This window comes from Actinomadura spongiicola (assembly GCF_003432485.1).
Taxonomy (GTDB): domain Bacteria; phylum Actinomycetota; class Actinomycetes; order Streptosporangiales; family Streptosporangiaceae; genus Spirillospora; species Spirillospora spongiicola.
The window spans coordinates 203321-228633 of record NZ_QVNQ01000010.1 but is presented as its reverse complement, the minus strand read 5'-3'; the positions used below and the strand labels follow the sequence as shown (position 1 = coordinate 228633).

Here is a 25313-nt window from a genome sequence, read left to right as displayed (position 1 = left end):
CGGCCATTAAGGTGCCCCAGCGTCGTTGTCGCATCATCGGCCTCTCAAAAGGGAGCGGATGGTGTCGGCCGTCTCCGACAGATCAAGTTCGGGGTCGAGGAGCACGTGCAGCATCAGGCCGTCGAGGAGCGCCGCGACCATCGTCGCCGTCCCGGCCGGGGACGAATCCGCGGCGATGTCGCCCCGCTCCTGGCTCCGCCGGACGAGTTCGGTCAGCGTCGCCCGGAACTCCCGCAGCTTGGTCGCGAGCGGCTCGCGCACGAGGGGGTCACGGGTCGACTGGCGCGCCGTCTCCAGCAACAGCGCCACCGAGGGGTCGTTGAGAGCGCCGCAGGTGAACCAGGCGAGGATGCCGTCGAGGACCTCCTGGACGCTGCCCGCCGCCCGCGCGATCGACAGTGGCCCCGCCAGGGCATTGAGCGTCCCCGCGATGGCCGCCTGCCGGAGCAGGTCGTCCTTCCCCTGGAAGTGGTAGTTGACCGCCCCGTGCGGCACCCCGGCCCGCGCCGCGATGGCCCGCGTGGTGACCTGCCCCCACCCCAGATCAGCGATCAGCGCGGCCGCCGCCTCCAGAATGGCGGCCCGCGTGGCGGCCCCTTGCGCGGCGCTACTTGGCCGTCCGCCCTGTCCAACCGCACTGTCCACTTGGCCAAGTTAACCCAGACTGCTACCCATGTCCACACCCGCCGAACCGCCGCAGGCGCCTACCGGTCGGTGAAATAGGAGGCGGTCTCGGCATCCGCCGGGTAGTACGACTCGATCGCGACCTCGTCCAGGGTTATGTCCATCGGGGTGCCGAACGTGGTGATGGTCGAGAACATCCGCAGCTCCCGCCCCCCAAAGCGGATGATCATCGGAATCAGCACATCGGAGTCCGGCAACACGGACGATTCCTCCGACGCCGGTGCCAGAAGCTCCTCGTACAACGCCGTGAGCTCCGGATCGGGCGCCGCGGCAAGCTGGCGCGAGACCCGAGCACGGAACACCGCCCGCGCGTCGGCGAGGTTGACGACCAGGGGCGCGAGCCCGCGCGGATCCAGCCCGAGCCGGATCAGATTGACGGGCGGACGCAGCAGCTCCGGATCGGCGACCGCGAAGAACGGCTCGACGGCCCGGTTCGTCATCACGATGTTCCACCGCCGATCGAAGACCAGCGCCGGATACGGCTCATGCGCCCGAAGCACCCTCGCGACCGCATCCCGAGCCGCCGACAGAGCCCCATCCTCAAGGGCGCGTTCGGTGTACCGGGGAGCGAACCCGGCGGCAAGGAGCATCCGGTTACGCTCCCGCAGCGGCACATCCAACTGCCCGGCAAGCCTGAGGATCATCTCGGCGCTCGGATTGGACTTCCCCGTCTCGACCAGACTGACATGACGCGCCGAGACATCGGCCGCGATGGCGAGATCAAGTTGGCTGATCCGCCGCCGATGCCGCCAGTGCCGCAACAACTCCCCGACCGTGTCCACGCCACACGAGCCTACTCACCGTGGAGCCGAGCGCCATGAAATGGGATTTCATCGACAGACACCCTGGCCAGCGGAAACACTGCGGCCATGAGCACTGACAAGAAGGAACTCCTCCAACGCGCAATGTCGAACCTCATCGAAACCGGCGACGTCGACGCGCTCGCCCCGGCATTGAGCGACGACTTCCTCCACCACCGCCCGGACGCGATGACAAGGACGAAAAGCGAATGGCTCGCCGCCATCCGCGCGGCATGGGAAAACATCGCCGACATGCAAGTCGAAATCAAGCACGTCCTGGCCGACGGAGACCACGTCGTCCTGCACACCCGGCGCGGACTCCCCAACGGACCGGAGATCACGGTCGTGGACGTCTGGCGTTTCGACGGCGATCTGATCGCCGAAGCCTGGGAAATCATCGAGCCGACGGCCCACGCCCCCGCCAACCTCCAATGGTGGGAACCCGCACTCCGCTGAAGTCGCCGGATGTGGCCGTCCGCCGGTCGAACCCATCCATTGCCGCATACCCTGCTCGGACAGCAGCAGTGGATGACCAGAGACCTGGGGGCGGGTGAAGAGTGGAGGCCCTGGACCGATCTGATCCCCGGCGGATCGGCGCTGCACGGGCGACTCGGTTTCGGCGGAACGGACACCGACGACCACGAACAGATCGCGGTCAAGGTGATCCGAGCCGACCTGGTCCCCCGGGACGCTTCGCCCCGGGGGACGGAGGCGCTCCGCACCGTCCAGGGCCCACACATCGCGTCGCCGGTCGACGCGCGGCTACGCGCCATTCCTTAGGCTGATCGGAAGGCCCATGCAGTGTTCACCGAGCGGCTTAGGCCCTCCAGGCTGAATGGGCCTATCGCCGACGGACGCTAGAGCTTCAGCTGTGACGTAAAGTTCGCCGGTCCCTTTTACGGTGCCCCGCATGTTCGCCGTAGCGAAAAGGTGATAGTTGACCGGCTCCTCACGGCCGGGTGTGGACGCGGAATGCAAGATGTCGTCGGCTAGAATCGGCTCACCACCCCACAAGTAGGCAAGGGTCGCAGATGGCGGATGAGCAAGACGATCAGTCGTACATGAACCGTGTTCTCAAGCAACTGTCGGGCGTGCTCGATGAGTTGCCGAAGCCGGTGCGGAACCGGGTGAAGAAGGAGATCGAGGAGCTGCACGGCCTGTTGCACGAGCGACGTTCTCCGCGGGTCATGGTCCTCGGCCGCCGGGGTGCGGGGAAGTCTCAGCTCATCAACGCCATCGCTTCCGCGAAGCTGCGTCCCGTTGGGCACGTGACGGCGCAGACGGGCGCCGCCAAGTGGGAGACGTTGCAGTTCGGCGGGCGCTCGGTCGAAGTACTCGACACTCGGGGTGTGCAGGAGGGATCGCAGCCTACGGAAGAAGATCCCAACGTCACGGTCGAGGAGTCGCTGCGCGCCGCCATCTCCGACCACTGCCCGGACGTCATTCTCTTCTGCGTTCAGGCTCGGCAGGTCGACTCTGCGATCAATGCCGACCTCGACTTCGCGGAAATGTCGCTGCGTGCGGCCCTGGACGAGCAGGGCGATGTATCGGAAGAAGCCCGGGTCAAGATTATTCCGGTGCTCACGCAATGCGATCAGATGGAGCCCTCCGACGTCCGTCTGGATGAGGACGATCCGGAGAAGATGCAGCACGTGAACGAGGCGGTTGAGGTATTTAATCGGCATCTGCGCGGACGCGAGTTCCTTTGGAAGCACGTGGCCTCCGGGGCGATACCCGTCTGTGCCTCCTTCTATTTGTTCCCAGACGAGCGAGTCAACCCCAAGCGTGACTACCGGTGGGGCATCGAGCGGCTTGCCGTGCAGATCGCCGAGACCATTCCTAGTGAGGCGTTGCTGGAGTTCACGCGCCTCGCCCAGTTTCGGCAAATCCAAGAGAAGCTGGCGAAGAGGGTAGTCCTGCTCTTCGCTGGCATCTGCGGCGCCACCGGCTTCTCGCCGATGCCGGTGGCGGACATGCCGATCATCACGTCACTTCAAATCATGATGGTCGTTGTCATCGCGTACATCTCGGGGAGGGAGATGTCGCTGGACACGGCACGCGACTTCCTGGCGGGCCTCGGCATCAACGTAGGCGCCGGTTTCGTCCTCCGCGAGGCCGCCCGTGCCCTGGTCAAGATCATTCCGGTGGCCGGGAACGTGATCTCCGGGACCATCGCGAGCGGCGCCACGAAGGTCATCGGCAACGCGGCCATCAGTTACTACATCGGCCACAAGTCCATGTCCGACGTCCAGAAGAAGTTCAAGCGCGGCCTACGCGAGATCGAGGCCACCTGACGACACCGCACGGTCTGAGCGTCCAACGGAACCATCGAAGAAGCGCTCCGCATCACGCGGGACCGGTCGGGGTGGACGACCAGGTCGGCCGGGACGACGAGCAGCTCGTCCGTCTGGACACTCCCAGGCGCTGTCTGAGGATGTTGGACGGTCAGTGGGTGTCGGCGGCGGCCTGGACGGCGGTGCGCAGGGCCGCGCGGGTCAGCAGGAGGACGGGCTCGTCCGGGTCCTTGCTGTCCCGCACCGCCACCACACCGGCCACGTCCGCCAGCTCCACGCAGTCCCCGCCGTTGGAGCCACTCCGTGTGCTCTTGCGCCAGTCGGCGGCGGAGAGGCTCGCCAGTTCGACGCAGTTGCCGCCGTTGGAGGCGCTGTGGCTGCTTTTGCGCCAGGTGAGGTCTTCCAAGGGCATGGAGCCAGTGTCGGACGCGTGGTCGAGCTTGTCAGCGGGCGGGTTCGCTCGTCCGGGGTCACCTTTGGGGTAGGTGGACCGGCGTAGGCCTGTGACCGTGTGAGGGGTGAGGTGCGGCGGGTCGTCCGGGTCCGGGGAGGAAGGGACGACTCGCCGCTACTCGGTGGGTTGGAGGTGCAGGAGGGTGGTTGGTGCTGGTTGGTCAGTGGGTCTCGGTGGCGGACTGGACGGCCGTGCGCAGGGCCGCGCGGGTCAGTAGGAGGACGGGACCGTTCGGGTCCTTGCTGTCCCGCACCGCCACTACCCCGGCCACGCCTGCCAGTTCCACGCACTCACCGCCGTTGTTCAGGCTGCGAGTCGCCTTCCGCCAGTTAACGTTGCTCAGGTCCATCGTTCTTCGGCCACCTTTCTGATGAGGTCGCGCGACATGTTCCCTGGAAGCGTTCGATTACGAAGATCGGCCAGGACGCGCGCTGCCGCTGCCAGGTCTGCGGGGTCATCCGTCGTGAGCCCTCTTATAGCCGTCTCCACATAGGCTACCTGGCTCCGGTCGGCCATCGTAGCGATCACGAAACTGCTGCCGTTTCCTCCGTGCTCGCCGCTGCTAAGCACCACCTGCACCGTCACGTTGGAACGTTCGCTCAGCATGAGCAGGTGCTCTAGCTGCTCCCTCATCGTCTCCGCGGTACCGACCTGACGATACAGCGCTTGCTCGTCCACCAGAAACGTGATCGTAGGGGCGTCATCCTTGTCGATGATCTTCTGGCGTTCGAGGCGCGCAGCTACGGCATCTTCGTTGCCGTCGAGAATCGCGGCAGCGTAGGACGGCGATTGCGCCATCCCCGCTATCACGCAGAGCTGGTAGTAGGTCATCTCACTTGCGTCGCCTTCTATCTGTGGCCAGTCGAACCAGATTGGGACCGGGTGCCCGTCCTTGTTCAGGTCCTCCCACAGGCTGATGAGGGCGCCGCCTGCCGCGAGGTGGTCGTCCACGAGTTCCACGAATGTTCGGGTAGCTCGCCTCTTCCCTCCTTCGATCCTGCTTACTTGCGCTCCGCTCAAGTTCGTCAGGTGCGCGATGGTCTCCTGCTTGGTTCCCTGGGCTTCGCGCATTCGCCGTAATTGGCGACCGAAAGCGATGAGTGCGGGGGACTCGCGGGGGCGTTGTCGGCGTCGGGGCACGCTCTTACCTCTTCTTGGCATCTACCCAGTACGGACATCGCTTACCCGCACTGGCCAACCTTGTCGGGCAACACAAATTCTAGTGCGGGTAGTGGCTCAATGTGTGCTGTTCGACACACAACGTGAGGAGTGATCATGGGCCAGGTGACGGCGGAGAACGCGATGGTGGTGAAGCAGGATCTCAGGGTGGTCGGGGAGGTGCGGCGGTTCGTGCGGCTGGTCACCGGACAGTGGGGCATGGACGACTTCGTCCCGTGCCTGGTGGCGAGCGAGCTCGTCACCAACGCACTCCAACACGCGTCCGTGTCGGACGACGACGTGACCCTACGGCTGGGCCGCACCGACGACGGCGCCCTCTGGATGGAAGTCCAGGACACCACTCCCGACGTCCCCCACATGCCGGAAACGGACCCGCTCAGCGAAGCAGGCCGCGGCCTGCTCATCGTTGACCAGTTCTGCCGCTGCTGGGGCGTCCGCCCCCTGGCCGACAACACCGGCAAAGTCGTCTTCGCCGTCATCGACGCGCCTTGAAGACCAGCGGAGGGGCGGTCGGAGGGGGCCGCCTCTCCGCACCTTCACACCCCTCTTCCCACCCCTGCCGAGGACCCGGCGTCCCGTTCCGCTTCCCCCCAGACGGAACGGACGCCACTGGGGAGGAGGTCGCGCGGACGAGATTCCCCCTAACTGCTCGCCCGCGCGACCTCACTCCCGGCAACTGCTGCGAACGCCGTCCGAACTCCACGAACCGGTGACCGAAAGGACCACGTGCGTAACGTGCTCACAAAAGTCTGGGAGCGCTGGCAGCTCGAAGTGTTGCGGATGCGCTTCCCAAGCTGGGACATCGCCCGCATCGACCACGATGTCTGGCGCGTCACCCGACCACCGGTCACCCGCATCATCGTGGGCCGCATCAACACGGCACGAGAAGAAATGGCCTGGCTCGACGACCTCTTCGCCAACGGCCTCCTCCTCCACCACCCCCGCCGCCCCTGAACCACCCCACCCCCACGCCCCACTGGACGGCTTGCCAGAGCGGCGGCACGGCGGCCGTCGCTCCTGCCGCGTCCACGCCGACCCACCCACTGATCCAGCGTCCTCATCCCCGAGGCGTCCGCCGCGATCCGCGTGACCGTCCGGCGATGGTGCGATGCTGAGTCCAAGAAAAGCGCGGCCCACGAAGGATTCGAATGAGCTCACTCGACCGAGCCGAAGCCGCGGTACGGGTAAACGAGGACGGCTGGTATCGGGTCTCGACTGGTGACCTCGTTCCTGACGCTCCCGACTGGACCATGCGCAACTTCGGCACGTTCGATTCGTCCGAGGGAGACCTTTTCATCGGTACGGGCACCACCACCCATGTCGTCGACATCGCCGTCGAGCCATGGAGTGAGCCCCCACCGCTGCGCCTTTCCGGCGGCGGAGGTTGGGCGGAGGTCGCGGAGGTCTCCGTCTCTTTCACGGTCGCGCGGTTACGGATCCTGGACGCCGAGGGCTACCGAGCACTGGCCTTGGACCTTGACGGGGGGGGCGGGCGACTATCAGCTGCGCCTCTACGCTCGGTACCTCAACGTCCGGCATCAACGGCACCTGCTACGGCTCTGGCCGTCGCCCAAGGCGCCGATGTGGACTTACCAGCTCGACGATGAGGCTCAGCCGATCGAGCGTCCCGACCGCACCGGCACCGAAACCCTCCAGGTGACGATGACCGCCGACCAGTTGGACACACTCCGCCTCGAAGTCGAGCAGATGGCGCTCCTGGAAACGTGGTCCGGGGACATCGATGACATCGTGGAGGACTGCCGCCAGATCACCGACGCCACCGAGCCGCTCACCGCAACGTCCGACGACGTGACGGTCGCGCTGACCGTCCGCCAGTGGAAAGTCGTCCTCGCGGTACTGGAACAGCGAGGCCCGGAGGTGCCCAAACAAGACCGCGCACGGTGCATCCGGCAGACCCACAAGGTCATCGACACACAGATACGCCACCGCCTCCCGCCGGGCAGAGTTCTCGGCATCTGAACAGCATGAAGACATCGCCCAGTTCGGCGCTCTATCGCCCGGAAAGGTGTCATGTGGCCGGAGGCTCTCTGCAGCCAGCGGCTCGTCCTCGCCCGCGCCAGGCGCGCTCGTCGAATCCATACGACAAGCGCGCTCTCCACGTACGTGATCACGTGCACTTCAAAAGAAAAGGAAATGCGATGCGCCCGAGCTTCGCGAAAGAAACCCGCACGGATCTGACCAAGGTTCCGAGCGCTTCAGCGAAAATTTCGACGGGAAACCTCGATCCTGCTGAAGCGCCAGGGCCCCCGGAGCGGAGCGTGTAAAGAAGTGCTGGGCGATATCCCCCGGAACGATCTGCAAGATAAATAGGATAGCGGCGGTGTCGTTGCGGTTCTCGTCTCTGGTGAGGCGCGATGTAGTTGTTGATCTCGGCGAGGATCTGAGTCAAGCGTTCGAGCCTGACCACCCGGTTGTTGCGCGTGCCGTCCAGTGCCTCGGCACCGGCATCCTCCAGTTCACTGATGCCATGCGGTGGTAGCGGGCCATGACGATCGCGTCCAGACCGAAGCTGTGGGTTGGAAGCGCGGCGTGGTAGTGAAGAGATAGCGTCGACCCTGGTAAGAATTCATGTCGGCGATTCCATGTATCAGTGGACGCAAGGATCATTGAGAGTCGAGATATCTGCACCCGGGTAGTCGTTGTACTCTTCAACGTTCCATATGGCTGGTGGCAGCAAAACAACTGCTAAGCAGAAAGTGAAAGCACTGACTCCCTTAGTCCAAGTGGAAGACTTTCGCCCGGCGATCAGCGCGGCCGAGGCCAAGAGCGCCGACACTGTCAATGCTGCCAGCGAGCACACTGCTACTGTAAATGGGTAGCCTTTTGTCCATTGCGCTGAGGATGGATCAACTTCACATGCTCGCCATGTAGCACGGGTTGCCCGATCTGCCAGAACATCCATTGCCCAAAGAGTGAAGGCGGCCAGGGCGCTGAAGGTCACCGCGGCTATGCAAAGCCCTCGCGGAATGCGATGATCCCTTTTCTTCCCCTGACTTCGTTCTTTCACGATCTATTATCCTTGATTTGAAACTCAAGCGTGAGTGTGAGCGGCGAGCAGTATGACCTGGTATCTGTTCCGGTAGCCCAATCAAGACCACCCCCTTGGGTGTGCCTCTAGAGGCACACCCAAGGGGAACACCGCAGGCCTTAGTTGCTTCGCCTCGGTGCCGAGTTCCTTCTGCTCACCAAAGCACGTAAGCGAAACCAACCTTGCTGTAGCTCCCGGACGCTAGCCCTTGCCACAGAGGCTTGTATGTATCGTGGTGCGGTGAGTTGTGCTGAGCATAGTAGATTCCGTACTGATCGGAGCCCGTAACCTCAGAAACAATGGATGCATGGGTAAGAATCTTCTTCCCCTTATTCTCCCAGTACATCGTGTCGCCGACGCTCACCTCGTTGTACGACTGCTCCCAGTAAACTCGACCTTGGCCGTTGAAGTGACGATGATGGTTCACTACCGCAGCCCAGGTGAACGAGTCCTTGTGCCAGAGAACTCGGACCCTTCTGTTCTGCCACCAGGCCTCGTCGCTCTTCCGGTCACCATCTATCTCCTTGGCGCCACCGCCATAATGAATTGCTTTGGAGATGAAGTTCGTGCAGTCTTGGGGATATTCGTGCTCCTCTGTTGGTGCGTTATTTGCGGCCCAGATTCCGATATTGTAATTATCGATGGGCCCTAGGCGAGTGGCGCGCTTCTTGGCCTCCGTCTTCTCGCCGCCAACGCTATCGAGGGGGAAAGACTGGCCGCTGCCCAACCCCTGAAGCTGCTTCGCCTGCTCGGTTGTATAGGCGTTGATGCGCTCGCTACCAGTAATATGGCCATCGGCTCCGATCGCCGCCATGAACTGCACGAGTGACGACTGGCCGCCAACCGATGAGCCGGACTTCTCGCTGGCTGGAAGAGCAAAGGTGAAGTCCCCGGTACGTGTGAACTTATTGGTGACACGCTTCTCGGCTAGGGTTCCATGGCCGTTGGAGTATACCGTCGTACCATGCAAGGTCGTACGTACTGTGACGGTCATCTCCTCGGGGGAGTAGCTGACTAAGGTGTCGGCCGGTTTCACCTTGGTGCTGATTTGAGCAGCCTTGCCGGCTGCTCCGTAGGCGCGGGTTGCGAGCAGATGTCCTGCATCGGTGTAGAGAGCGGCCCGGAACGCACTGCCTTGGGGATTGGCTTTGACGGCATGCTCTGCGTCACGATACTTGCCCTCCAACAGTCCCTCGCGGCTTAGCACATATTGGCTCATGCCATCGAGATAGCGCTGCATTCCACCAGGTACTGCCGCAGGGGTGAACACGTTGCTTTCAGTCCATTCGCCAACGCCGTAAGCGCTCCGCGCGCGTACCCGAAACTTATATGACTTGGCGTTGTGCAAACCGGTGACCACGGTACGAAGATTCTTCACGCGTACCGTTCGCACTATATTGCGGTAAAAATCCAGAACCTGAAGTTCGTAGTCTTCGACGACCTTTCGCTCCGCTGGCGGTGAAGCATGTGCAGGCGCATGAGCGCCGAGGTCTTCCGGGGGCGCCCAGACTGCGAGCGCACCGCAATCTCCAGCTCGGGCAGATATTTTAGACACTTTACCCGGGGCGCTGGCAGGAAGATACTCCAGTGTTATCGACATCTCCTTCGGCACGTCGTTAGCGCCGAACGTCACGGGGGCGGGTGTGTTCTTGGCGGTCAAGGCCAAACCGGTCGCGGTGCCTGGACTGTTCTGCCAATGGTTGGCCAGTCCACCGAGATCAATTTTTGCGTCGTGCAGGGGCGACTCCCCGACCGGCTTTGGCAGTGAACTCGTAAGAAGGTCGTGTCCTGTGGGGTTGTCCGGTAGTGACGACCTCACCTGGTGAGCCACAACACTGCCGTCGCCGGGACAGTTGGGCGCACACGACGGTGTGCCAAGGTGCAGCTTCGCCGATACGATCCTGGCTCCGGCGGGCAACGATCTCATGTCAACCTTGAGTAGGGAGATGAGCGCCTCGGTGCCACTACCGCCGATGTGGACTTGGGTATCCGGATTGAGAGGACAAGCCTTACCCGAGCAGGCGTCTGCTGCAGATTTTCCGGTAGCGAGGCTGAGCTTGTCCTTGCCCAGGGTCACAGTCCGGGTTGTGGGCGTGGGTGGGGTGACTGGAACGGTGAACTGCTGCTCAACAAGTGTCTCGTTGCACACCCACTGGACGCACGCTTGCATCTGCCAGCGATAGGTTTTTCCTTCTTTGATGACGTCGTCAGGCAGGCGCATTGAGACGCGTGGGCTTTCGCTGGACGAGGCGACACCTTCGCCGTACGGGCGTGGTCCGATCGGATTTCTGGCTTCGTCATAGAGAAAGAATTTCGCAGTGACAGGCCGCCCGGAAGGGCGTGAGACGACGCCGGACAAGACTGGGTTCTCTGGGTCGATTCGCTTCGTAATTGACTGCGGTGTGAGCCCCATCGGAGCCAGCGGTGCGTCCACGGCGAATTGTTTCCATGCGGACCAGTTGCTGGAGTCCTTTTCATCGGACGCGCGCGCCCGGAATTTGAATACCCCGGGATTGCGTATCCTCCCGGTCACGGATGTTTCCGCTTCCTGTCCGGAGGGGACTCCCTCGACGGTGAAGGTTCGCACCGCCCCGCTGGCTTCATCCAGGAGTTCGAAGGTGTAGTTCAGCGCGTCGCCGTCTGGATCGGTGGCAATCGCTCCGAGCGTTGGCTTATCACTGAATACAACGTGGCCGCTGTCCTCTGACTCTACCGGTTCGACCTTGAGATTCGAGGGTGTCTGCGGTGGTGCTTCGGCAACCGCGGTGCTCGGCACGGCGACGAGCACCAGCAGGCTGGACATGACCACCGCTAACAGGGTTAAGACGCGACGTTTGTTTTTGGGAGGGAGCATGCTTTTCCCGACGCCATCTGGGAGTATTGATGATGCGAATCGACTTATTGTCACGGATCGTCGCTCCTTTTGTTTGGTTGCTGGCTGCTTAGAATCGTCAGTTTGGGTCGCCCCTGCCGTGTGGTTTCTTGGTTTTCTCCTACGACACCTCCTTTTTTTACTTCTGAGATCCGCGGGGTTGCAGGTGTTCGTCACTATGCCGGCAGCGGACGTGTATAACAACTCGCAGAGAACACTGTCTAAACGTTTGCCATCGCCGAGGAAGAGCGCGCGGCCAGTACCTCGACCCAATGCGCTGAGTGCGAAGAATATTCCAAGAAGACGGGTGGTGGACGGTATCTGTCTCGAGGGTGAGTCGGGTATGCACAGTCTGTTAAGGTTTAGCTCGCAAGCGGCATAGCGAAAACGATCACATTTTCAACGTTACAAAGGTTGACTCGGGTGATCAAGGCGTCGGTCCGCCGAAATCGTCACTGATCATGTGACTCGCAGTGGAACAGGCTGTCTATGCTATGGCCGAATCCGGCCAGTACTAGGCGTAAACGAGAACGCCTTGCTAACCGTCTGTTTGGCGTTTCGATCACAAGGACGCCATCGGCCTCGGGTGTGGCGACGACAACCCTTACCGATGACCCATCCCGCCTGGTGACTACCCCGGCCCCTCGCCCTCCCTGCGGACGAGGGGCCGCTCCAGTACGTTTCCAGGGTGACTGGACGAGTTTTCTGGCATGCGGTGCAGGGCCTGATCGAGCAGCACACGGGGCCCTTGGTCAGTGCCCGCCAAGTCACCGAGGGGTTCAACTCTGAAATCTCCGTCGTCATCAACGACAGCACATTCGTCAAGGGCTTGCGCACAGATCATCCTCGCGCCTGGACCCAGGAACGCGAACGCCAGATCAACCCGTACGTCCGGCACGTCACGGCTCCGTTGCGCTGGTCACGGACCGAGGACGGGTGGGACCTCAACGGCTTCGATTTCCTGGACGGTCGCGCCGCGTCCTACAAACCGTCCAGCCCCGACCTGCAACCCATCGCGGCCATGATGATCCAGTGGCCGACAGCACCGGACGGCGTCGAACTGAAGCAGGCTTCGCAACGCTGGTCGGCCTACAGCGACCGACCGGAGTTGTTCGACGGCGCCTGGCTCTCGCACACCGACTGGTCGCCTGGCAACGTCCTCATCACCGGCGACCGCGCATACATGCTCGACTGGGCGTGGCCCACACGCGGAGCCCGCTGGATCGACCCGGCCTGCTGGGTCGTCTGGCTGATCGCTGAGGGGCACCACCCAGCACATGCGGAAGCTCGAGCCGCCAGGGTCCAAGCGTTCGCCGCCGCGCCCGACCTCGCGGTGACGGCCTTCGCAAGGGCACAGGCCGCAATGTGGGAGGACATCGCCGAGAACGCACCCCATCCCGCACTGGATTCCGCTGCGACGACGTGGGTCGGACACCGAACCGCCTAGCGCCGCTTCCACCCGCGGGAGGAGCGTTCGCCTTATCGGCACCATGCACCCGCATCAAGGGCCTCGAATACCAGAACATGATCATCGCGGGAGTCGGGGAGGGCCTCGTCCCGGCCGCGCGGATCACCCGTTTCGCCGCCGAGGACCCGCTGCGCTTCCGCCGCGACCTCCGTACCGCTCGGTCACTGCTGTTCGTCGCCGTCACCCGCGCCCGCGACAACGCCGTCATTTCCTGGCACGGCACGAAAAGCCGCTTCCTCCCCTTGAGCGACGAGTGGACCTGTCAGGAGTTTCCAGTCGGCTGAGGCGGCCGGTTTCCAGGTGCAAATGGCGCTCCACGCGCGGGGTCAGTTGTTGAGGAGGCGCCAGGCGGTGAGGGCGAGTCTGGCTCGGGTCAGGCCGGTGGGGTCGGTGAGGTCGGTGCCCAGAGTCTTGCCGATCTGCTCGACTCGGCGGGCGACGCTGCTGTGGTGCAGGTGGAGGAGGTCGGCGGCCTGGCGTAGGGAGCCGGTGGTGCAGTAGGCGTCCAGTGTTTCCAGGGTTTCTGGGGTGTCGGCGATGAGGGCGATCGCGGCCACGTCGGGGTTGTCGCGCAGGGCGCTGTGGGGGAGTTGGGCGAGCAGCGCCATCGCCCCGAGGTCGTTGTGGTGGACGACGGGTCGGCGGGGTGTGGTGAAGCGGAGGGCGGTGCGGGCCTGTCGCCAGGAGAGGTCGGGGGCGTGGGAGGCGCCGATGCCCGCGTGGACGCCGGGTGGGAAGCGGGACGGGTCGATGGTGGTGGCCAGGATGACGCCCACGTCGTCGAGCGGCGCGGCCTTCACCGGGCGGGCCGGGCAGATCATCCCGGCTACCTCGTCGAGGGGAAGGCGTGACCGGACCGCGGCGACGCGGACCGGCAGGTCGGCGGCGAAGCCCAGCAGGCGCAGCGCGCGGGCCCTGGCGGCCTGGTCGCAATCGGCGGCGATCACCAGTTCGGCGAGGGCGGGGTCGGTCATCGTGGTGCGGGCCGGGCCGTACTTCTCCAGGACCGCCGCGGCGGCGATGGCGAGCCGGTCCAGGAGCACCTCGTCGAGCGGGACGGCAGGGCCGGGGCGTTCCAGCCACACCGTGCCGACCTCCTCGTCGTCGAGGGTGATGGGCGTGGACGTGGAGGCGGGCGGCGCCGGTTCTTGGGGACGGGCGCCGTCGGGTGCGGCGCGGAGTACCCGTCCGGAGCCGTGGATACGGATACCGGCCACGCATTCGGCCAGGCCCGCCGAGGCGCGGGCGAGTGCCGGGAGGTCGACGCGGCGGCGCATCAGAGTGTCGTAGAACGTGACGACGCGGATCGCTCCCTCGGCATAGGAGTCCAGTCCCGACAGGCGTATGGCGAGTGCCTCCATGGCGGCAGGATAAAGGCCGCCGGTCGGCGCGTTACCAGGGCGGGACGCGCGACGCCTGGCGGATGATCGTGGGGGAGCCGGGGGTGAGGATGGGCGTCATGGACCCCGAACTCGAAGCTTTCGTTCCGCTGATACCGAAGGTCGACCTGGCCGACGCGGCCGTCGCGCGGAAGGAACTCGCCGCGCTGGCCGCGGCGGCGTCGGACGTGGTCGCCGCGAATCCCGACGTCGAGGACATGGTGGTCGAGGACCGCACGGTACGGGGTGTGCCGGTGCGGATCTACCGTCCGGACGGCGCGCACGGTGCCGTCATCTGGTTGCGCGGCGGCGGCTGGATCATCGGTGACCTGGACACCGAGCACCGGATGGCGGGCAGCATCGCGAGCGGCTCCGGTGCGGTGGTGATCTCCGTGGACTACCGCAGGTCGCCCGAACATCGGTTCCCGGCCGCCCTGGACGACCTGTACACCGTGCTGACCTGGGCGTCCGAGCACGCGTCCGAACTCGGCGTCACCCCGGACCGGATCGCGGTCGGCGGGCACAGTGCCGGTGCGGGGCTCGCGGCGGCAGGGGCGTTGCGGGCACGTGACCAGCAGGGGCCGCCGATCTGTTTCCAGGTGTTGAACCAGCCTGTGCTGGACGACCGGCAACAGACGTGGTCGCAGCGGAACTTCACCGATACGCCCTGGGTAACGCGCGACAACATCGCTGCGGCGTGGCGGCATTACCTGGGTGCCGAGGCCGCCACGCCGTACGCCGCCCCGGCTCGTGCCGGTGACCTTTCCGGTCTGCCACCGGCCTATGTCGCCACCGCGGAGTTCGATCCGGTGCGTGACGAGGGCATCGCCTATGCGTCCCGCCTGTTGGAGGCGGGTGTGCCGGTCGAACTGCACCAGTGGTCCGGTACGTTTCACGGTTCGCAGGCGATCCCGTCCGGTGTGTCGCAGCGGCAGGTCGCCGAACTCGGCTCCGTCCTGCGCCGTGCCCTGGCCGAGTGATGTCAGGTCGGGGTGGCTCGGGTCAGGAGGCCGTTGACGAAGATGTGGAGGACTTCGGGGTAGATGTCGGAGGCGGCGCGCTCGGGCCACTGGTCGCCGATGGTGCGCAGGGTCGGGTAGCGGGACGGGTCCAGGCGGCTGAGGCTGAACTCGCGGTCGATGTCGGCGAAGTCTTCCCGGCGGTGGGCGGTGTGGGCGCGGACGAGGATTTCGCCGACCGTGTAGTACCAGAGGCTGCGGAAGACGTCGACGGCCTGGAGGTGGGTGCAGCCGTGGTCGACCGCGGCGGCCACGATCGTTTCGATGAACCACAGGGCCGAGTCGCCGAGGCGGCCGAGGAAGCCGTCGGCGGTGAGGACCTCCGCGCCCCAGGGCCAGGCCGTGAGGGCCTCGTGGATCGCCAGCCAGGCGACCACGATCCGTTCGCCGGGGTCGTCGGGCAGGTCGGGGCGCGGGATCTTGTCGACGTGATCGTTTATTAGCTGGACGATCAGGTCGTCCTTGTCCCGGACGTGGTGGTACAGGGTCGTCGGGCCGACGCCGATCTCGGCGGCCAGGCGGCGCATCGTCAGGCTGTCCCAGCCGTCCCGGTCGATGAGGCGGCGGGCGCCCGCCAGGATCTCGGCGCGGGACGTCGCGGGTGGCCGCCCGGTGCGGCCGGACGGCGCTGGCATCAGGTCGGGTTCTCGTTGTCCGGGCACCGTCCCATCATGCTGCCCCTCCGGGCTTGCGTTGGCCCCGGGCTCTCGTGTTGTACTTTAGGAACATGTTCCGAAAGTAGCAGGCTCATGGAGGCCGTTGTGACGAGACACAGTGGGGAGGTCGTCCGGCCGGGGCTCATCCTCGCCACGGTGGCGGTGGTGCAGTTCCTCGTGTCGCTGGACCTGTCGGTGGTGAACGTCGGGCTGCCGGAGATCGGCTCGGCGCTCGGCTTCAGCGCCGTAGGGCTGACCTGGGTGATCCACGCGTACGCGCTGACCTTTGGTGGGCTGCTGCTGCTCGGGGGCAAGGCGGCCGACCGGTACGGGCAGCGGCGGATGTTGATGGGCGGGCTCGGATTGTTCGGGCTCGCGTCGTTGGCCGGTGGGTTCGCCACTGAGCCTTGGCAACTTGTTGCGGCGCGTGCCGCTCAGGGGGTGGGCGCGGCGGCTCTGGCTCCGGCCGCGTTGGCGCTGTTGACCGCGACGTTTCCCACCGGGAAGGCGCGCGTTCGGGCCTTCGGGATCTGGAGCGCTACGAACGCGGCGGGCGGTGCTCTCGGTGTGCTGGTCGGGGGGCTGCTGACCGAGTTCGCGGGCTGGCGGTGGGTGATGTTCGTGAACGCGCCCATGGCGTTGTTCGCCCTGGCCATGGCCTGGCGGGGTGTCGCCGCCGATCCGGTGCGGCGTCGGGCCGGGCGGCCGGACGTGCTCGGTGGGGTGCTCGCCACGGCGGGCATGAGCCTGCTGGTGTTCGGCATCGTCCGCACTGACGAGCATGCGTGGACGTCCGTGGTGACCGTCTCCACCCTGGCCGTCGCGGTGTTGCTGCTGGTGCTGTTCGTTGTCGTTGAACGGACCACCAGCCGTGACCCGCTCGTCCGGCTGGGGCTGTTCGCCAACCGGTCGGTGCTCGGCGCCAACGCCTACATGTTGGTCGTCGGTGGGGGCATGGCGTCGGCGTTCTACTTTCTGTCGCTTTATGTGCAGGGGGTGCTGGGGAACGGGCCAGCCCTCGCCGGGGTCCAGTTCCTGCCGCTGGCCCTCGGGGTGATCGTCGGTTCCGTGGTCGCCATCAAGGTCGGTTACCGGTTCGCGCCCCGGGTGCTGCTGGTGAGCGGCGCGCTGCTGACCGCGGCCGGGTTCGCCTGGTTCGGCCTGATCAGTGTGGACGGTTCATTCCTGGCGGACGTTCTCGGGCCGTCGCTGCTGGTGGGCGTCGGGTTCGGGCTTTGTCTCGGGCCGATCGTGTCCGTTGCCACGGCCGGGGTCGCGTCGCATGAGGCCGGGACCGCGTCCGGGCTGCTCAACAGTTCGCGTCAGATCGGTGCCGCGCTGGGGCTCGCGGCTCTTGGTACCGCGGCTCAGGATCGGGCCGGGTCGGCGGGGACGCCCGGTGCGCTGAACGAGGGCTACGCGTTCGGGCTGACGTTGTGCGCCGGGCTTCTCGTGGCGGCCGCCCTGATCGCCCTTGTCGTTCCGCGCCGCACGGCCGCGCCGGAGCCGGAAGTCGTTGTCGAGCCGCGTCGGCCGCAGTCGGCGGGCATGAAGGGAAGTGCGCGATGACCATCGCCGACGTCGAGCGGCCGGGGATGGTGGGGCTGCTGCGGCCCCATCTCGGGGGTTTCGCCGCCGTGGTGATCTTCCAGGTCGTGGGGGCCGTCGCGGGGCTGGCGCCGCTGCTGGCGGTCGTCGAGCTGGGACGTGAGCTGCTGGCGCCCGGCCCCGTGGACGAGGGGCGTGTCTGGACGGTCGTGGCCTTCGGCGCGGTCGGGCTGTTCGTCCGGCTGGTGTTCACGGCCGCGTCGTCCGGCATCGGGCATCTCCTGGACGACCGGGTGCAGTTGTCGTTCCGGCGGCTGCTGGCCGAGCGGCTCGGGCGGGTCCCGCTCGGGTGGTTCTCCCGGCGCCGGACGGGTGAGCTGGCAAAGGTGGTCGGGGAGGACGTCAGCGCCGTCCACCCGTTCATCGCGCACGCGCCAGGCGAACTCGTCGCCGCGTTCGTGGTGCCGCTGGTGTCGCTCGTCTACCTGTTCACGGTCGACTGGCGGCTCACGCTGATCACGCTGATTCCGGTGGTGCTGGCGGTGGCGCTGGTCCCGCTGATGATGACGAAGTCCCGGCTGCGCGAACAGAAGGAGTTCGACGAGGCCATGGGCCGGATCGCGAGTTCGGCCGTCGAGTTCGTGCAGGGCATCTCCGTGGTCAAGGCGTTCGGCGGGTCCGGGCGCGTCCATCGCCGCTTCATCACGGCCGTCGACGATTTCGTCACCGCCTTCTACCGGATGGTGCGTGGGCTCGCCGGGATCGCGGCGGGGATGCAGCTGGCGCTGTCGCCGCCGTTCGTGCTGCTGGTGGTGCTCGTCGGCGGCACGGTCCTGATCACGTCCGGGGACATGGCCCCGGCCGATCTGCTGCCGTTCCTGCTGCTGGGGCTCGGCCTGACCGCCCCGGTAGCGGCCCTCGGCCACGGCTTCGACGACATGCAGGCCGCGCAGCGGGCGGTCGGCCGCATTCAGGACGTGCTCGCGGTGCAATCGCTGCCTGAGCCCGCGCGTCCGGTCGCGCCGCGAGGGCACCGTGTTGAACTGCGTGACGTTCGGTTCGGGTACGAAGCCGATCACGAGGTGTTGCGCGGCGTCAATCTGGTGCTCGAACCGGGGACGGTGACGGCGGTCGTCGGGCCGTCCGGGAGCGGCAAGTCGACGCTGGTGCAACTGCTGCCCCGGTTCTTCGACCCGACCGGCGGGTCGGTCGTCCTCGGCGGAGTCGACCTCCGTGACATCGGCGGCCGGGAGCTGTACCGGACGGTGTCGTTCGTTTTCCAGGACGTCCACCTGCTGCGTGCGTCGGTCGCCGACAACATCGCGTTGGCGGTGCCGGACGCCGACCGCGACGCCGTGGTCCGCGCCGCGCGGCTGGCGAACATCCATGACCGCGTCCTCGAACTGCCCCGCGGATACGACACGGTGATCGGTGACGAGGCCGGGCTGTCGGGCGGCGAGGCGCAGCGGATCTCGATCGCGCGGGCGCTGCTCGCCGACACACCCGTGCTGGTGCTCGACGAGGCGACCGCGTTCACCGACCCGCAGACCGAACAGGCGGTACGGCACGCCCTGAAGACGCTGGAGGGCGACCGGACGATCCTCGTCATCGCCCACCGCCTGGAGACGATCGCCGACGCCGACACCGTCGTGATGCTGGACGGCGGGTCGATCGTCGAGCGCGGCAGCCCCACCGAACTCCTGGCAAGAGGCGGCAGGTTCGCCGCGTTCTGGCAGGCCCAACGGGCGGCGGTCGCCGATGAGATGGAGGAGTCGCGATGATCCGGACGCTGCTGCGTGTTCTGGGAAACGAGTACGCCGGGCCGGTGCGCCGCACCGTCGTGTTGATGACGGTGACGGCGGTGGCGGAGGGCCTGTCCTACGCCCTGCTGGTCCCGGTTCTGCGGGAACTGTTGGGCGACACGCCCTCGGACGCCTGGCCGTGGCTGATCTGGTTCGGCGCGGCGGTCGCCGTCTACGCGGTGCTGCGCTACGTCAGTGACCTGTCCGGGTTCCGGGCCGGGACGACGCTGCTGCACGGCATGTACTACCGGCTCGGAGATCACCTGGCTCGGCTGCCGCTCGGTTGGTACGGACCCGCACGCGTCGGGCAGGTGTCCAAACTGGCGAGCCGGGGCGTTCTCGACGCCATGGGCGTGATCGCGCATCTGCTGGCGCCGTTCATCTCCGCGTGCGTGACGCCCCTGACGGTCGTGGTCGTGATACTCGCCTTCAACTGGCAGCTGGGGCTCGCCGCGCTGGTCGCCGTCCCGATCGTGGCGGTGATCCAGAGTTGGACGGGACGCGCCATGACCGCCGCCGACGCCGAACGCGCCGAACGCGACCAAGAGGCGACCGGACGGGTCATCGAGTTCCTCCAGGCTCAGCCGGTGCTCCGTACCGGCGGCCGGACCGCCGAACGGTTCCGGCTCCTCGACGACTCGCTGCGGGAACTCCAGCGAGCGTCCCGCCGCACGGTTCTGTCGGCGCTGCCCGGCGTGGTCGGGTCGGCGCTGACGGTGCAGGCCATGTTCACCGTGCTGCTGGCCCTCGGCGCCTACCTCGCGGTCGGTGGGGACGTCGGCGCCGCCGAGATCCTGGCGATCCTGGTGCTGGCGGCCCGCTGCGCCGACCCGCTGCTGTCGCTGTCCGACCTCAGCGGCAAACTGCGCGGGGCACGCTCCGAACTGGCGAGGCTCGACGGGCTGTTGAGCACCGAGCCGCTGCCGGAGCCGTCCGAGCCGGTCGAGCCGCAGAGCCACCACGTGGAGTTCGACTCCGTCACCTTCCGGCATGGCGACCGTACGGTCATCGACGGGGTGACGCTGTCGGTTCCCCAGGGTGGGCGGCTCGCCGTCGTCGGACCGTCCGGGGCGGGCAAGAGCACCTTCCTGCAACTGCTCGCGCGCTTCTACGACGTGGACGCGGGCGGGGTGCGCGTGGGCGGCCTGGACGTGCGCGACATCAGCACCGACGTGTTGATGAAGCAGCTCGCCATCGTGTTCCAGGACGTCTACCTCTTCGACGGCACCATCGAGGAGAACATCCGGCTCGGCCGTCCGGACGCCTCCGACGCCGAGGTGCGGGCCGCCGCGACCGCGGCGCGCCTCGACGAGGTGATCGAACGGTTGCCCGGCGGCTGGGACGCGAACGTCGGCGAGGGCGGTGCGCTCCTGTCGGGCGGCGAGCGCCAGCGCGTCTCGATCGCGCGTGCGCTGCTGAAGGACGCGCCCATCGTGCTGCTGGACGAGGTGACCTCAGCCCTGGACCCGGTGAACGAGGCCGCCGTCCACGACGGCATCGACCGTCTGATGGCCGGCCGGACGGTGGTGATGGTGGCGCACCGGCTGCGGACCGTGCAGCGCGCCGACCACATCGTCTTCCTGGACGGAGGGCGCGTCGTCGAGCAGGGCACCCACGCCGAGCTGCTCCGCCGCGGCGGCCGCTACGCCGACTTCTGGACCGTCTCCATGGCCTCCACCGCGAACGACTGAGCCGGATCGATCTTCCCGGCCGGACGGTTTCCGAGAGCATTATCGTTCATCGTGACGTCGTCCGGCCGGAACGGAGACCAGCCATGGGAGCCCCGCGAACCATTCGCGTCGCCACCTACAACCTGTTCCAGGGCGGACTCGACCGTGACCCCGGCCCCGGACAGGGGAAGGACGACTCCCGCCTTCAGGAACAGGTCGCCATCCTCGGATCCCTTGGCCTGGACCTGATCGGCCTTCAGGAGGCCCAGTGGGGAATCGGCGGGTGGGATCGGGCGCGGGAAATCGCGCGGCGACTCGGTATGTCGTACTGTTTCGTCGGTCCCTCGAACTTCTACAACTTCGACCTCGCCGTGTTCGTGCGGGAAAGCGACGACGTCACCGTCGCGGGGACGGAACATCTGCTCGGCCCGCCGTGGGTCCATGGGCTCACCAACGTCAAGCTGGAAGTCGCCGGACGTCCTGAGCCGCTGCATTTCCTCGTCGGTCATTCGGCTCCGAGCAGCCCGACCACCCGCCTCGCCGAAGCCGAGATGGCGACCGTCCACCGGCATCTGGACGCCATCTACGTGGCGGACTTCAACGCCGCCGCCATCGGCGAGGAACCCGGTGCCACGGGAACCCTCTCGCACAAGGCGGCCCAGAAGTTCGACACCCGTCCCGCCGAGGAACTCGGCGCCGCCGGTTTCCATGACGTCGGCGCGCACTGGGGCGACTCGACGCCGACCGTGGGGTACACCGGACGCGGGCTCGCCTACCGGTGTGACCGGATTCATACGACCCTTCCCACCGAGTGGATCACCGGATACGGCGTCGTCCTGGAAGGCGACGGACTCAGCGACCATCGTGCGGTCTGGGCGGAGTTCACGGTCGGCGACTGACAGACATGGCGGGGGCCGGGTTCGATGAACCCGGCCCCCGCCACAGTGGTCTATGAAAACTGGTGAAGAATAGTCTTGATGGCATCACCAATGGGCGAAGCCCACATGAAAATCTTCACTATTGCAGTCAAGTGTTGAGCCTCTCGCGGAGTAAAATGGGCAGCGCGCAACAAAGCACCACATAGTGATCGCGCCGGGATTCACCCTAGCAGAAAGGGTGCGTCCGAAAAGTCTGTCGCTATCGAGAGAATTCGGGCAAACCTCAGGATTCGGCGGCGTCGTCCCGCTCCGCGAGGCGGGCGCGGACGGCCTCCGCCTCCGGCACGCCGAGATTCTCGTACAACCGGAGGGCCTGCCGGTCGTAGGGCGTGGCCTGGGCGAGGCCGCGGGTTCGGGCCGTGACCTGGCCCATTCCGTCCAGCGCGCGGGCCTCCTGGTAGGTGTCGCCGATCGAACGCGCGGTGCTCAGGGCCTCCTCGTAATGTTCGAGCGCCGACCGGTGTCGACCCGACCGGTGATAGGTCTCCGCGATGTTCAACAGCGCGGCGGTGGCCTCGAAACGTTCGGAGATTTCCCGGGAGACCGACAGGGAATTCTGGAAATGGATGAGGGCTTCGCGCTCCCGTCCGGTCTCCGCGTACCAGCGGCCTATGTTGTTCAGGCAGGCCGCTTCGCAGCGCCGGTCGCCGATCTCCTGGTAGATGGTGAGCGCCTCCCGGTACAGATCGATCACCTCGGCGGTCTGCCCGACCTTGAGGCGAGCGGTGGCGACGTTGTTCAGCCACACGGCCCGGTGTAGGCGGCCCATCTCCATGGCCTCGGCCGCCTTCTCGAAGTACTGGAGGGCGGCGGTGTCGTGCCCGAGCCGGAGTTCGAATTCACCGAGGTTGTTGAGCGCCATCTGCTGCCCCGCGCGATTTCCGGCCTCCTCGTGGAGGGAAAGGGCCTTCCGCAGCGCCTCGTTCGCCTCGGCATAGCGTCCCTGATGCCAGATGATGATCGCTAGATGGCTGAGGACCTCCGCTTCGCCCTGCCGGTCGTCGATCGAACGCCAGAGTTCGAGTGCCTGCTCGTAGTAGCCGAGAGCGACGTCGTAGTCCGAACGATGCCAATGAATCAGACCGAGCTGGTCGAGAACGGTCGCGACGGCTCCGGGAACCGCCGCGTCCCGGGCGACTTCCCGTCCCCTGTTGGCGGCCTCAAGCGCTTCTTCGAGTCGGCCCGCCCGGAGAAGCAACCTGCTCAGATCGGCCAGCGCGTACGTCGTTCCCGTGGTGTCGTCCAACGCGATCCACGCCTGTACCGCCTGTTCGTGGATCGCGACCGCCTCGGGCCAATGCCCCTGCTTTTCGAGATACTCCCCGAGCGCCTTCGCCAGTAAGGCGGCATGGCGGGGGCGGCCGAACTCAGAAGCCACACGCGCGACCCGCAGAACATTGTCGAGTTCGGTGCGCATCCACGCCCGCGCCTGTTCCTCGTCCTCGAAGAACGCCTCCGACACGGTCGGAACCGGACGGGCGCGATAGGGGAACAGCAGCCGGTCCGCGTGCGACGCGGCGACCAGATAGTGATCCAGAAGACGGTCGAGGGCCGCGTCACGAATCGAGGGTGGATCGTGCTCGGCGACCAACCGCCGCGCGTACTCGCGGATGAGGTCGTGGAACCGGTACCGGGCCGGTCGCGTCTCGGCGATCAGATGACGGTCGTGGAGACCGTCCAGCAGCGATTCGGCCTCGGCCGGTTCGGTGTCCAGCAGGATCGCGGCGTCGAACGCGGACAGCTCCATGCCCGGATGCAGGCCGAGGAGCCGGAAGGCGCGGCGGCCGTCGGTGTCGAGATCCAGGTACGACAGCTCGAACGCGACATGCAGCCGACGGTTCTCCGCCCGGATCTCGGTCAGCAACCGCCCACCGGCGCCGAGCCGTTCGGCCAGATCCGACACCGTCCAGCTCGTCCGGTGCCGCAGCCGGTTGCCGATCAACTGGACCGCCAGCGGAAGATGACCGCAGAGCCGGACCACGGTACGGACGGCCGCCGGATCGACGTCCGGGCTCAGCTCGGCCGACTTGATCAGCAGGTCGGCCGCGTCGACGGGATCGAGCACGTCGAGTTGGAGGGTCCGCGCGGCGTCCAGTCCGGCGAGACGGCGCCGACTCGTGACCAGGACGAGACAGCCCGGCGTTCCGGGCAACAGTGGACCCACCTGGTCGTGGCCGAGCGCGTTGTCGAGGATGAGCAGGACGCGGCGTCCGGCCAGCTCGGTCCGCCACAGCGCGGCCCGCCCGTCGAGGTCCTGCGGGATCCGCTCGGGGACCACGCCGATCGCCCGCAACAACCGGTCGAGCGCCGACGCCGGATCGAGCGGCTCGCGTTCCGGATCGTACGCGCACAGGTCGATGAAACTCTGACCGTCGGGATAGCGCGGCGCCAGCGCGTGCGCGAGGTGGATCGCCAGCGTGGACTTGCCGACCCCGGGCATCCCGTCGATGGCCAGGACGGTCACGGCGGTGCCGCCCTCCTCGGCCATCGCCGTGAGCCGCGCGAGTTCCGTCTCCCGGCCGGTGAAGGTGTGCAGGTCGCGGGGAAGGTCGCTGGGCGAGGCGGTCCGCGTCGCCTGCCGCGGCGGCATCAGTGCCGGATCTCCGGTGAGGATCCGCCGGTGCAGTTCGCGCAGCTCGGCGTGGGGGACGGCGCCGAGTTCCACGGCCATCCGTTGCCGGGCGTGCTCGAACACGCGCAGCGCCTCTCCCGACCGTCCGCTGCGGTGCAACGCCAGCATCAGCAGTTCGACGGGCTTCTCCGCGTCCGGGAACCGGTCGACGAGCTCGGTCAGCTCCGGGATCAGCAGCGCGTGGTCGCCGCGGTCGAGCCGCAGCCTCGCCAGTTCGAGCTTGGCGCCGAGGAACTCCTCCTGCATGCCGTGCCGCCGCCGCGCCGCCCACCGCCCGGCGACGCCGCCGAGCGGCTCGGCCCGCCACAGGCGCAGCCCCTCGTCGAGAAGCCGCACCGCCTCGTCCCGCCGACCGCTCTCGGCGATGGCGCGGGCCTGGTCGCGCAGCGACAGGAACCGGTGGTAGTCGATCGAGTCCGGGTCGACGTCGAGGACGTAGGCGCCCGACCGTTGCTCCAGCCGCGCCTCGCCGAGGGCGTGGAGGGTGCGGCGGAGCCTCGTCATGTGCGGGTAGAGGAGGTCTCGCGCCTTGGGCGGCGCGTCACCGTCCCAGACGCGGTCGATCAGCACGTCGATGGTCACCGGTCGGCCAGGGGTCATCAACAGCGCGGCGAGGACGCAGCGTTCTTTCGCCCAGCCCAAGTGCTGACGCTGCCCACCCGACCACACTTCCATCTGACCGAGGATGCGGAATTCCATCCGCACTCCCTAGGGAAGCCGATCTTGACATCTATTATCTTCGCATTGTCAAGTGACTATTTCCACTAGTAAGCACGTTCTGCCCTGGCCACGATGGGTCTCCCGGACGGGGAAACTGCAAGCCTTCCGCAAGGGTTCGGCAAGGTGTGCCGCAAGGACGGCCGCCGATG

At 66.4% G+C, this 25313-nt stretch carries 22 protein-coding genes; 13 read left to right on the top strand and 9 right to left on the bottom strand.

Features of this window, described 5'->3' with window-relative positions:
* Window positions 1–33: 33 nt before the first annotated feature.
* Window positions 34–645 carry a TetR/AcrR family transcriptional regulator gene (locus D0T12_RS28680; RefSeq protein WP_117403385.1) on the bottom strand — a complete coding sequence of 204 codons (612 nt, stop codon included), beginning with the start codon at window positions 643–645 and terminating at the stop codon, window positions 34–36.
* Window positions 646–704: 59 nt separating this feature from the next.
* Window positions 705–1466 carry a helix-turn-helix domain-containing protein gene (locus tag D0T12_RS28675; protein WP_117403383.1) on the bottom strand — a complete coding sequence of 254 codons (762 nt, stop codon included), beginning with the start codon at window positions 1464–1466 and terminating at the stop codon, window positions 705–707.
* Window positions 1467–1553: 87 nt separating this feature from the next.
* Here D0T12_RS28675 and D0T12_RS28670 point away from each other — a divergent pair, with 87 nt between their 5' ends.
* From D0T12_RS28670 to D0T12_RS28660, 3 genes are all read left to right on the top strand, one after another.
* Entirely contained in the window at window positions 1554–1940 is a 387-nt protein-coding gene (locus tag D0T12_RS28670; protein ID WP_117403381.1) for a nuclear transport factor 2 family protein, read from the top strand.
* A 72-nt stretch (window positions 1941–2012) separates the two neighbouring features.
* Window positions 2013–2264 (top strand): hypothetical protein, encoded by a 252-nt coding sequence (locus D0T12_RS28665; protein ID WP_117403379.1) that lies wholly within the window; start codon window positions 2013–2015, stop codon window positions 2262–2264.
* 251 nt (window positions 2265–2515) lie between these two features.
* A complete protein-coding gene (locus D0T12_RS28660) occupies window positions 2516–3778 on the top strand; it encodes a GTPase (RefSeq protein ID WP_117403377.1) in 1263 nt (420 codons plus the stop codon).
* Between the two features lie 151 nt (window positions 3779–3929).
* Here D0T12_RS28660 and D0T12_RS28655 read toward each other — a convergent pair whose 3' ends face one another.
* From D0T12_RS28655 to D0T12_RS28645, 3 genes are all read right to left on the bottom strand, one after another.
* Window positions 3930–4190, bottom strand: a complete 261-nt coding sequence (locus D0T12_RS28655; RefSeq protein ID WP_117403375.1) for a DUF397 domain-containing protein — start codon at window positions 4188–4190, stop codon at window positions 3930–3932.
* A 202-nt stretch (window positions 4191–4392) separates the two neighbouring features.
* Entirely contained in the window at window positions 4393–4581 is a 189-nt protein-coding gene (locus D0T12_RS28650) for a DUF397 domain-containing protein (protein ID WP_117403374.1), read from the bottom strand.
* A complete protein-coding gene (locus tag D0T12_RS28645) occupies window positions 4572–5393 on the bottom strand; it encodes a helix-turn-helix domain-containing protein (protein ID WP_117403372.1) in 822 nt (273 codons plus the stop codon). Before D0T12_RS28645 ends, D0T12_RS28650 begins: the two co-directional genes overlap by 10 nt.
* A 114-nt stretch (window positions 5394–5507) precedes the next feature.
* On the opposite strand from D0T12_RS28645, the gene D0T12_RS28640 reads away from it, so the two are divergent.
* From D0T12_RS28640 to D0T12_RS28635, 3 genes are all read left to right on the top strand, one after another.
* A complete protein-coding gene (locus D0T12_RS28640; protein WP_117403370.1) occupies window positions 5508–5903 on the top strand; it encodes an ATP-binding protein in 396 nt (131 codons plus the stop codon).
* Window positions 5904–6137: 234 nt separating this feature from the next.
* Complete coding sequence (locus tag D0T12_RS35035) at window positions 6138–6365, top strand: hypothetical protein (protein ID WP_147339671.1); 228 nt, start codon at window positions 6138–6140, stop codon at window positions 6363–6365.
* Window positions 6366–6887: 522 nt separating this feature from the next.
* Window positions 6888–7391, top strand: coding sequence for a hypothetical protein (locus D0T12_RS28635; protein WP_117403368.1), 504 nt, complete (start codon window positions 6888–6890; stop codon window positions 7389–7391).
* A 1223-nt stretch (window positions 7392–8614) separates the two neighbouring features.
* On the opposite strand, the gene D0T12_RS28630 is transcribed toward D0T12_RS28635, so the two are convergent.
* Window positions 8615–11263 (bottom strand): amidase domain-containing protein, encoded by a 2649-nt coding sequence (locus D0T12_RS28630; protein ID WP_158581662.1) that lies wholly within the window; start codon window positions 11261–11263, stop codon window positions 8615–8617.
* A 784-nt stretch (window positions 11264–12047) separates the two neighbouring features.
* Here D0T12_RS28630 and D0T12_RS28625 point away from each other — a divergent pair.
* Window positions 12048–12779, top strand: coding sequence for a phosphotransferase (locus D0T12_RS28625; protein WP_117403364.1), 732 nt, complete (start codon window positions 12048–12050; stop codon window positions 12777–12779).
* Entirely contained in the window at window positions 12698–13084 is a 387-nt protein-coding gene (locus tag D0T12_RS28620) for a 3'-5' exonuclease (RefSeq protein ID WP_325050848.1), read from the top strand. Before D0T12_RS28625 ends, D0T12_RS28620 begins: the two co-directional genes overlap by 82 nt.
* A gap of 42 nt (window positions 13085–13126) precedes the next feature.
* Here D0T12_RS28620 and D0T12_RS28615 read toward each other — a convergent pair whose 3' ends face one another.
* The gene (locus D0T12_RS28615; RefSeq protein ID WP_117403360.1) at window positions 13127–14161 is read right to left on the bottom strand and encodes a PucR family transcriptional regulator; all 1035 of its coding nucleotides are present in this window, start codon (window positions 14159–14161) and stop codon (window positions 13127–13129) included.
* A gap of 98 nt (window positions 14162–14259) precedes the next feature.
* Here D0T12_RS28615 and D0T12_RS28610 point away from each other — a divergent pair, with 98 nt between their 5' ends.
* Window positions 14260–15159 carry an alpha/beta hydrolase gene (locus tag D0T12_RS28610; RefSeq protein WP_117403518.1) on the top strand — a complete coding sequence of 300 codons (900 nt, stop codon included), beginning with the start codon at window positions 14260–14262 and terminating at the stop codon, window positions 15157–15159.
* A gap of 2 nt (window positions 15160–15161) precedes the next feature.
* Here the strand turns inward: D0T12_RS28610 and D0T12_RS28605 are convergent, their stop codons facing one another.
* The gene (locus D0T12_RS28605) at window positions 15162–15860 is read right to left on the bottom strand and encodes a TetR/AcrR family transcriptional regulator (protein ID WP_117403359.1); all 699 of its coding nucleotides are present in this window, start codon (window positions 15858–15860) and stop codon (window positions 15162–15164) included.
* A gap of 99 nt (window positions 15861–15959) precedes the next feature.
* Between D0T12_RS28605 and D0T12_RS28600 the strand changes: the two genes are divergently transcribed.
* The 4 genes from D0T12_RS28600 to D0T12_RS28585 all read left to right on the top strand — a co-directional run bounded on the left by D0T12_RS28600 (window position 15960) and on the right by D0T12_RS28585 (window position 21773).
* Window positions 15960–17423 (top strand): MFS transporter, encoded by a 1464-nt coding sequence (locus D0T12_RS28600; protein ID WP_233526339.1) that lies wholly within the window; start codon window positions 15960–15962, stop codon window positions 17421–17423.
* Complete coding sequence (locus D0T12_RS28595) at window positions 17420–19183, top strand: ABC transporter ATP-binding protein (RefSeq protein ID WP_199487754.1); 1764 nt, start codon at window positions 17420–17422, stop codon at window positions 19181–19183. The genes D0T12_RS28600 and D0T12_RS28595 overlap by 4 nt, the downstream gene beginning before the upstream one ends.
* On the top strand, window positions 19180–20895 hold the full coding sequence (locus D0T12_RS28590) for an ABC transporter ATP-binding protein (RefSeq protein ID WP_117403357.1): 1716 nt from the start codon (window positions 19180–19182) through the stop codon (window positions 20893–20895). The genes D0T12_RS28595 and D0T12_RS28590 overlap by 4 nt, the downstream gene beginning before the upstream one ends.
* Window positions 20896–20978: 83 nt before the next feature.
* On the top strand, window positions 20979–21773 hold the full coding sequence (locus D0T12_RS28585; protein WP_117403356.1) for an exonuclease/endonuclease/phosphatase family protein: 795 nt from the start codon (window positions 20979–20981) through the stop codon (window positions 21771–21773).
* Between the two features lie 262 nt (window positions 21774–22035).
* On the opposite strand, the gene D0T12_RS28580 is transcribed toward D0T12_RS28585, so the two are convergent.
* Window positions 22036–25143 (bottom strand): AfsR/SARP family transcriptional regulator, encoded by a 3108-nt coding sequence (locus D0T12_RS28580; RefSeq protein ID WP_117403355.1) that lies wholly within the window; start codon window positions 25141–25143, stop codon window positions 22036–22038.
* Between the last annotated feature and the right edge of the window lie 170 nt (window positions 25144–25313).